1 protein-coding gene is annotated in these 6,971 nt (G+C 51.6%); it reads left to right on the top strand.

Translation table 11 applies throughout. The features are described from left to right. Positions 1 to 2 precede the first annotated feature (2 nt). Positions 3 to 6,947, top strand: coding sequence for an Ig-like domain-containing protein (locus OGX86_RS19610; RefSeq protein ID WP_286640462.1), 6,945 nt, complete (start codon positions 3 to 5; stop codon positions 6,945 to 6,947). Positions 6,948 to 6,971: the final 24 nt, after the last annotated feature.

Below are 6,971 nucleotides of genomic sequence, written 5' to 3'. Positions count from 1 at the left end.
ACGTGCGCGGGGAAGATGCGAAAGCGGGCGACCCGGTGCTGGTGGAGATTAACGGCCACCAGTATCACGGCCAGGTGATTGATACCGGGAAACATACCCTCGGCTACCGCATCGAGGTGGATTCATCAGCATTCTCTGACAACATCGGTCAGGTGTTGAAAGACGTGACGGTGCATGTCAGCGTCACCTCCCAGGATGCGGCAGGTAACCTGGCGATTGCCACCAGCAGCCACGACGTACACATTGATAACTTCGCCACTAACCAGCTCAGCATCGACACGGTAGCGACGGAGGATGTGGTGAATGCTATTGAAAACCGCATGACCACGCTGATCAGCGGTGCCGTTGGCGGCGATGCGTCCGTCAACGATCCGGTGACCGTTAGTGTACAGGGGCAAGACTTTACCGGCAAAGTCGTCAACATAAATGGCGAACTGCGCTACGAAGTGGCGGTGCCGGTCGGTACGCTGCAGGAAGGTAAAAATGCGGTGGTGGTGACGCTGATCAGCCACGATGCGGTGGGTAATGAAGTGACCACTCTGGCGCATCACGCCATCACGTTGGACACTCAGGCACATAATACTGTCCGTATACATGATGTCACTGCCGATAACACATTGAATTACCAAGAGCTACTTGCGGCTAAACAGACCATTACCGGTTTTGTTGGCGGTGAGGATGCGAAGGTCAACGATCCTGTCTTACTGGAGATAAATGGCCATCAGTACAGCGGTAAGGTGGTTGATTTTGGCCGCGGTAAGCTGGGTTATAGCATCGATGTAGATTCTTCAGCATTTGCTGATAACAGCGGCCATGTTCTGACGAATGTGAAAATTACCGCGATGGTCACATCTCATGACGCAGCGGGAAACCTGGCGATCGCGACTGATTCCCATAAAGTTCATATCGATAACTACGCGGAAAACACCATTAAGATTGACGCAGTGGCGACGGACAATGTGGTGAACGCCAATGAAAACCGGATGCCGACGATTATTAGCATCGTAGCCGGTGGTGATGCCCGGGAGGGTGATGCGGTAACTATCAGGGTTCGTGGACAAGACTTTGACGGCAAGGTGATCAACGATAACGGTCAGTTACGCTATGAAGTGGTTCTGCCGCATGGAACCTTGCATGAAGGAAAGAACGCGGTGGTCGCGACGCTGGTCAGCCATGACGCGCTGGGCAATGAAGTGACCAGTGAGTCGCACCGTATTATCACTCTTGATACTCATGCGCAAAACACCATCTCGCTAGATAACATTGCTACAGACAATGTTATCAATTACCAGGAACTGTCCGCGGCGACACAGCGCATTACCGGCATCGTTGATGGTGAAGATGCGAAGATCGGCGATCCCATTCAACTCGAAGTTAATGGTCATCAGTACGATAGCCGGGTCATTGACCTTGGTAACGGGCATCTGGGTTACAGCATTGATGTGGACTCATCGGCCTTTGCGAACAATAGCATCCATGTGTTGACGGATGTCGATGTGCACGTCACTGTCACCTCTCATGATGCGGCGGGTAACCTTGCCATCGCTACCGATAGCCATAAAGTTCATATTGATAACTTTGCCAAAAACGTGGTGACGACGGATGTAGTCGCGTCGGATGATGTGGTGAACGCCATTGAAAGCCGGATGCCGACGCTGATTAGCGGTATCGCGAAAGGCCTGGATGCCAAAGCGGGCGATGTGGTTACCGTCCACGTACAGGGGCAAACACAGGACTTTAGCGGCACGGTGGTTAACGATCACGGCGTTCTGCGCTACGAAGTGTTTGTTCCAACAGGTGTGTTGCAGGAAGGCAGCAACGACGTGATGGTGACGCTGGTCAGTCACGATGCTGCGGGCAACAAGGCGGTGGCGGTGGAGCATCGAACCGTTACGCTGGATACGCAGGCGCAAAGTACCGTCACTATTGATAGCGTCACTGATGACGACAAACTTAACCATCTTGAGCTGGATACGCCGATGCAGCTCATCAGCGGTAAGGTGGGCGGTGACGCGCAGATTGGCGATGCGGTGATCGTAGAAATCAATCACCAGACGTTTAACGGCAAGGTGATTGATCTTGGAGGCGGTCATTTAGGCTATCAGGTCCCGGTCAACTCAACGGCGTTCAGCGATAACAAAGGCAACCAGGATAAAAATGTGACCGTGAGTGTCACGGTTATCTCCCACGATGCGGTGGAAAATGAGGTCATTACCACCGCAACCCATGATGTACATATTGATAACCATGCCGCGGCTAAAATCACCGTTGATACGGTGGCGGGCGATGACAAGCTGAACGGCGCAGAAGCCGCGAAACACCTCACTGAGGTGATGGGGACGGTTTCGGGCGATGTGCATGTCGGGACTAAAGTTCAGGTTATTGTCAACGGCCATACTTACGATACAACCGTTCAGCGACTCCCGGAACATAACAATGCGCTGGGATATAAGCTGGACGTTCTGAGCCGCGATCTGGTTAAAGACCCGCATATCGTGGCCCGCGTAGTCGGCGAAGATAATGTGCATAATTTCCATAAAGCGGAGATAACGCACGACCTGGTGGTTGATTTACATGCTAAGGCAATACTGACGATCGATCCCGTCACCGATGACAATATGATTAATGGCGATGAATCAAAACAGCCATTCACCTTGATAACCGGAAGAGTGGGGGGGGATGTTCACGTTAATGACGTTGTTTATCTCACCGTTAATGGTCACGTCCTGACAGGTAAAGTGCACGATGTAGGGGGCGGGGTTCTTGGCTATAGCATTAAAGTCAGTACTGCCGATCTGATCTCCGATCCGCATTTAACCGCGACGGTGAGCACCACCGATGGCGCGGGCAACCCGGCCACGGCTAATGCAGAAACCACCGTTATTATCGATACCCGTGTGGATGCACAGATAACCATTGATTCCGTGACGCCGGATAATACGCTAAACCTTGCAGAGCAAATGCATGGCTATACGATAGTGAGTGGTACGGTGAGCGGTGAGGTCCATCCTGGCGATCCGTTTACCATGACCATCAATGGCCATAACTATGCCGGGGTGGTGGAAGATCGTGGCAATCAGCAGATGGGCTTCCACCTTCCGGTTTCAACGGCCGACCTGGTTGCCAGTCCGCATATTGAAGTCTCAATGGATGTGACGGATGCGGCGCAGAACCATGCCCATATTGTGGCGCACCATGATGTTAATCTGGACAGTAAAGCTGAGGCCGAAATTACCATTGATCCCGTAACAGGGGATGATGTACTGAACGCCGTTGAACTGGGCAAGTCTCTCACGATCATTAGCGGTACAGTCGGTGGTGACGCGAAAATTAATGATGTGGTGCACCTGAATATCGGTGGCCATATGGTTGATGCCACAGTGACGCACCTGCCAAATCTTGGCACTCTGGGCTACTCCATTAATGTTGATACCCAGTGGCTGCAAAGCGATCCACATATTACTGCGACTATTACCACCACCGATGGGGCGGGGAATAACGCCACGGCGGATGCACGTAGTACCGTAGTCATTGACGATCAAGTTGACGCAACAGTGCATATCGACCCAATCGTTACCCATGATGGCGATGCGGTGATCAACCACGATGAAGCCCTGAATCCAGAAACCACCGTCACCGGGACGGTGGGCGGGGATGTTAAAATTGGCGATATGGTTGAACTGACCATCAACCATCAGACCTATTTTGCGCGGGTGGAAAATCAAAACGGTCAGCATGTATTCAGTACTAAGGTTTCGACCTTAGATCTGCTCATGGATCCGAATATTCATGCTGAAGTAACGGCTAAAGACGATGCAGGTAACATCGCGCGTGGGTACGATGATATGCCGGTGCAGGTTGATACCGTTGCTGACGCAGGGATCACCATTGATACGGCCTCTAATGGTCTGCCGCCGGGTCAGACGGTCGCGAATGATCTGTCTGCTGGCCACAGACCTGACTTTATCTCTGTATCCGGACATGTTGATCCCGATGCCATTAAGGGAGATACGATAACCATTACGGTTGGTCAAGGAATTGTCTATACCACCCATGTAGTGACCCTGGCGGATGGCACTCTCGGTTATCAGGCCAACATAGGTACAGGTGATCTTGCCGATGATGGCAATATTGTGGTTTCCATCACCACCCATGACAATCATGGTAATACAGCCACGGCGACAGAGCATAAATTTATCGATTTGCCCTGGTTACACAATACGGCAGTGAGCGGTAATACTCCTTATGGTTTCACTACCCCGCCAGTGGTAACGCCTCCTTCAACGGGTACAGGAACAACACAACCTCACCAACCGACCGTACACCTTACCGTTGATAAGGTGGCGGGCGATGACGTTCTCAATCATGACGAAGCGCTGAAATCGACAACGCCAATCCGTGGCTTTGTGACTGGCGATGTTCATATTGGTGATGACGTTATTGTTACTATTAACCATGTTTCATACACCGGGCACGTAAAGGCTATCCCGACTATGCCGGGACAACTGGCATATGAGGTTGATGTCCCGACTACTGCGCTTCAGGCGCATCCGTCATTCGATGTCTCCGTCACAGTGAAAAATGCAGCGGGGACAGCAACAGACTCAGCGCACAAAAACATCACCGTAGATACGGAAAATCCGCTGCAGGTCACGATGGATAAGATTGCCGGGGATGATGTGATTAATGGCAAAGAAGGCCAGGCTGGTAAAGTAACCGTTAGCGGTACGGTCAGCGGTGAAGGTATCCATGACGGTAGCGTGGTGAACCTGCAGGTTAACGGTAATACGTTGACAGCCGTTGTTCATCTGCAACATGGTCAATGGGTCTGGTCGAAAGATGTCAGCGTCAATGACCTGCACAATAATCCGGATGTTGTCGCGACGGTAATGGCGACGGACGATCATGGCAACCTGGGAAGTGCCTCTGCCAGCAGCCATGTTGTGGTTGATCTGAGTGCCGATGCCGGAGTCACTATCGATAAGATCGCGCAGGACAATGTGCTGAATGCGCAGGAATCGCTGCAAACTAAGATAGCCGTAACCGGTTCAGTATCGGGAGATGTGCATCCGGGTGATAAGGTGACCCTGACGGTTAACGGTAATGAATACGCGGCCACGGTGGACCAGAGCCATCATTACACTGTTGATATCTACACCAAAGACCTGCTGGCGGATCATGCCATTGTGGCGAAAGTGATGGGTTATGACGAGCATAATAATGTGCAGTCCGCCAGCTTCACGCAGAATTATTCAATTGATACGACGACAACGGGCAGTGTGACCATCAATACCGTTGGTGGTGACGATGTTATCAATGCCGATGAGGTAAAAGCAGGAAGCGTAGAGGTGAGTGGTACGGTGGATGGCGACGTGCATCTCGGTGATAAAGTCGCCATTCTCGTCGATGGCGTCACAGTACATACGCGTGTCATTGAGCTGCCGCATATGAACGGGCAACTGGGCTACAAAGCGATGGTGAGTACGGTCGGGCTGCAAAATGACCCGAATATTCACGTCAGCGTAGAAGGGCAGGATTCGGCGTTGAACCCAATGCATGCCGTAAACGACAAAACGGTCACTATCGATACGCAGGTTGATGCCAGCATCGTGCTGGATAAGGTGTCAGTCGATGATGTGCTGAATAACGAGGAAACTCAGCATGCGAAAACCACCATCAGCGGTTATGTGACCGGGGACGTGGATGTTGGCGATCAGGTGACCATCACCGTTAATGGTAAAGATCTGGTTGCTGATGTGAAAAATAGCGGTGGTCAGAAGGTATTTAGCGTGGATGCCAGTACGATTGACCTGATTCACGATCAAAAGATCCTTGCTCACGTTATCGCCCATGACGACGCCGGTAACCGCGATAAGGTCGATATCGATAAGACCATTACCATCGACAGAACCGCTGTGGGAACGATGGGTATTGATAATGTCACCCAAGATAACGTCCTGAATCATCAGGAACTCCTGGGAGCGACGGTGAGGGTAACCGGGCCTCTTGGCGGTGATGTGGATGTGTGGGATTCGATCAAATTAAAAATTGGCGGTCAGGAATTTAGCGGTTCGGTAGACACGTTGAGCAATGGCGATCGGGTTTATCACGTAGATGTGGACAGTCATATCATGGAAGTGAACACCACATTTTCGGTTGAGGTTAAAGGTCATGATACGCCGGGCAACCCATATTCACAGACAACTTCCCACAGCTATTCGGTTGATCAGCAGGCAGACGCCACGCTTATCGTCGATAAGGTTACCGGGGATAACCATATTTCACGTGCGGAATCACAGGACGCCGTCACGCATATTACCGGCAGCGTGAGCGGTGATGTGCATGATGGTGAGCATATTAAAGCACTGGTAAATGGTCATCAGTACGATGCCATTCTTCATCAGGGCAATAATGGGTTGACCTATGATATTGAGGTTGAGACTTCCGCATTCCGGGCAGGTCATAACCGGGTGAACGTATTGATTGAGGCGAATGATAACCACGGCAATATTACGCCTTATACCCAAACGCTGAACGTGACGATGGACGATCCCGCGCCAGTGAAAGGACATTCGGTGGATAAAGGGAATCATGCTGCGATACAGCATGCGCTGCATAACCTGTTCGACGACAACGCATTATCTCTGTCTTATGCACCAGCAGCGACCGGACACGGTCAGGCGACAGCGGTGCTCAGTGCTGACGATAAGGCGAAGGGGGTGCTTGAAAAAGTCGATCTCAGCGATCTGGCGCGTGAACTGCATGAAGGCGTGGATATTGCGAAGTACATTCAAAGCAGCGGCGATCATCACCTGATCGCCAGTCCGGCGAAAGTGGCGCATGGCATTGATACTGCGCTGTCGACTCCGACAAGCGGCGATCTGCATTCTCCGACCTACTCGTTGGATCACCTGATTGCTAAACCCGATCAAAACCACACTCACTAACGATTGCCTGCTGCCCTGTGTGAA

It is taken from the genome of Citrobacter sp. Cpo040 (assembly GCF_030332915.1).
Classification (GTDB): domain Bacteria; phylum Pseudomonadota; class Gammaproteobacteria; order Enterobacterales; family Enterobacteriaceae; genus Citrobacter; species Citrobacter portucalensis.
The sequence above is the reverse complement of the archived record's forward strand: the minus strand, read 5'-3'. Positions and strand labels throughout refer to the sequence as shown.